Source organism: Syntrophomonas sp. UBA5494 (assembly GCF_002426325.1).
Genome location: NZ_DIPG01000130.1, coordinates 3,130 through 5,180, shown reverse-complemented (window position 1 = coordinate 5,180; position 2,051 = coordinate 3,130). Strand labels below are relative to the sequence as shown.

The following is a 2,051-nucleotide window of genomic DNA, read 5'->3' as shown; positions in this document are numbered from 1 at the left end:
TTTGATTTTGCCCCCGAAAGGTTCAACTCCCCGCAAAAAGCTGGAGAGGTATTTTGACGAAAGCGGTTTAACCTATCGGGTAATCATGGAATCCTCTAATATCGAACTGAGTGCTGTTTACGTCGAAATGGGTCTGGGGATTTCCTTTGCGACGATAGTTAGCGATCTACCGGCCTTTGCCCAGAGGGATTTCAGGTTTATATCAATGGGACATTATTTTGACGTTGATTATTTAAGTTTGGTTTTTAGAAAAGATAAAGCCATCAAGTCCATTCTAAAAGCTTTTATTGCAATAGCAGCTCTTGATGACCCGGATGAAACACGGGGATGACACCCCAACATACCGGATGCCTTCACGGTGTCATTCTTTAATTTAAGGTATTGACCCAGCCGGCCTTGCCGGGAGCATATAGAAACCCGTAGGGAGTCACAAAATCTCTCTTGCAAGACCCCAGGGATCTTGGACACTTAAATCTTCTTTCCCCAGCCTGGCAGCATAGCATTGGTCTTTCAGTCCGGCACTCTGCTTTTATTGATAATTCATCAACATCACCCCGGAGACGGCCAGAGCGATCCCGACGATTTTATACAGATTCAAGTCTTCCTGGAAAACCAAAAGCCCCAAAAGCACCGACAGTATACTCACAATCGCTGATGAAAACGGCACGATAAAACTCAGCTCACTATTCGCCACAATCCCTGTCCAGATCAGAAAACTGGTGGCATACATCACCAGGGCCAAAGCCATCTTGCCGCTAATATCGAGATGAAACACGCCATTCTGCAGAATAAAACCGATGGGCTGCCCGCTTAGCTTCATCAGGAACAGGCCGCCTACCGTAAAAAAAATGTACGCTATAAAATTTACCATGCTTTTCTCTCTTCTCTCCATCGGATTTGCTCCTAAAGTACCTCGATGCGCCGCTTCCGTTCGGGTAATGGAAGCAGCGCCGAAAGAACCAAAAACGGACAGATCAGCGCAATAAACCACAGATACCGATAATCCTGGGCCGGCATGGTCAGAAAGACCACCGCCGCATTACCGACCACTGGAATATAGAGCACTACCCGCCGATCTCTCTCGATAATCAACGCCAGCAGCAAAATACAGATAATTGCCAGCCAAAACCCGGCTCGCCATAAAAATGTATTGGCCAGATACTGATGGGTCGTCTTCTCAGCATAGGTATTGACGCTGTCGGTCAGCATATTTTCATGCCGCTGAACACCAAACACCGACTGCATTTCCGGCTCTATCGCCGTAGTATAATTATTATTGTAACTGAACGGATCCTGTGTCACCGACCACATGGTCACAGCCAAATTGAATTTATCCCCTAAGACGATATCAGGAAATTGTCTCAGGGTGGAGACATAGCTGGCGAGCGCTGCCCCGGTGCCGACCGCGGACAAATTATTTAGAAACCGGGGGATATTGCTGGAATAAGTATCTGCAAAATAGGGATTATAAAACTCCTTGAGCTGCTCCGGCGTCGCCACTGACTCCACCAGCTGACGGGCTCCCTCATTCATGCTGGCTTCACGTCCGGCAAAATACACCGCCCCCAGCCCCTGATAAATGGGCCGCAGTTTCATACCCGGCGGATTGGGATTGGCATCGAGCTGCGCAGGCGTCACCACATTGACGATAAAAACCGTCACCAGAATCAGGGCAGTTGATACCCCAAAGTTTATACTCTTTTTGTGATCCCGATAGCGGCCAATATAGACCAGACCGAATATAAGCATCAGCACAAAGGTCAGGATCCCGTTATGCCGGAACAAACATATGGCCAAGGTACACACCACAAACTCCAGCCCGTGACGTTTTTTAGAAAAATAGTCTGTGGATAGACACATCAGCAAAAGAATATTTGTCCCCCACAGCAAGGCCGCCGTATAAGGGATATCCTTCCATTGGGTCACCACATTGATGCCGGTACCGGGCAGCAGGGTTATCACCATAGCCAGGGCGTACACCAGCGGCAAGCGCACCCGATACTGAATCAGCGTCCCATAAAACCGGCTGGTCACAAAAGCAAAGAACAAAA

3 protein-coding genes are annotated in these 2,051 nt (G+C 48.3%); 1 reads left to right on the top strand and 2 read right to left on the bottom strand.

The features are described 5' to 3' along the window. A partial coding sequence (locus B3W37_RS14665) for a LysR family transcriptional regulator substrate-binding protein (protein ID WP_483176245.1) occupies positions 1-331 on the top strand: 331 nt, incomplete at its 5' end. A 198-nt stretch (positions 332-529) separates the two neighbouring features. Here the strand turns inward: B3W37_RS14665 and B3W37_RS14660 are convergent. Together B3W37_RS14660 and B3W37_RS14655 are read right to left on the bottom strand one after the other, a co-directional pair. Further along, positions 530-892: a hypothetical protein gene (locus B3W37_RS14660; protein WP_481042817.1), complete on the bottom strand. Its 363-nt coding sequence runs from the start codon at positions 890-892 to the stop codon at positions 530-532. Positions 893-903: 11 nt separating this feature from the next. Then, the coding region (locus B3W37_RS14655) for a hypothetical protein (RefSeq protein WP_483176244.1) at positions 904-2,051 on the bottom strand (1,148 nt) is incomplete at its 5' end.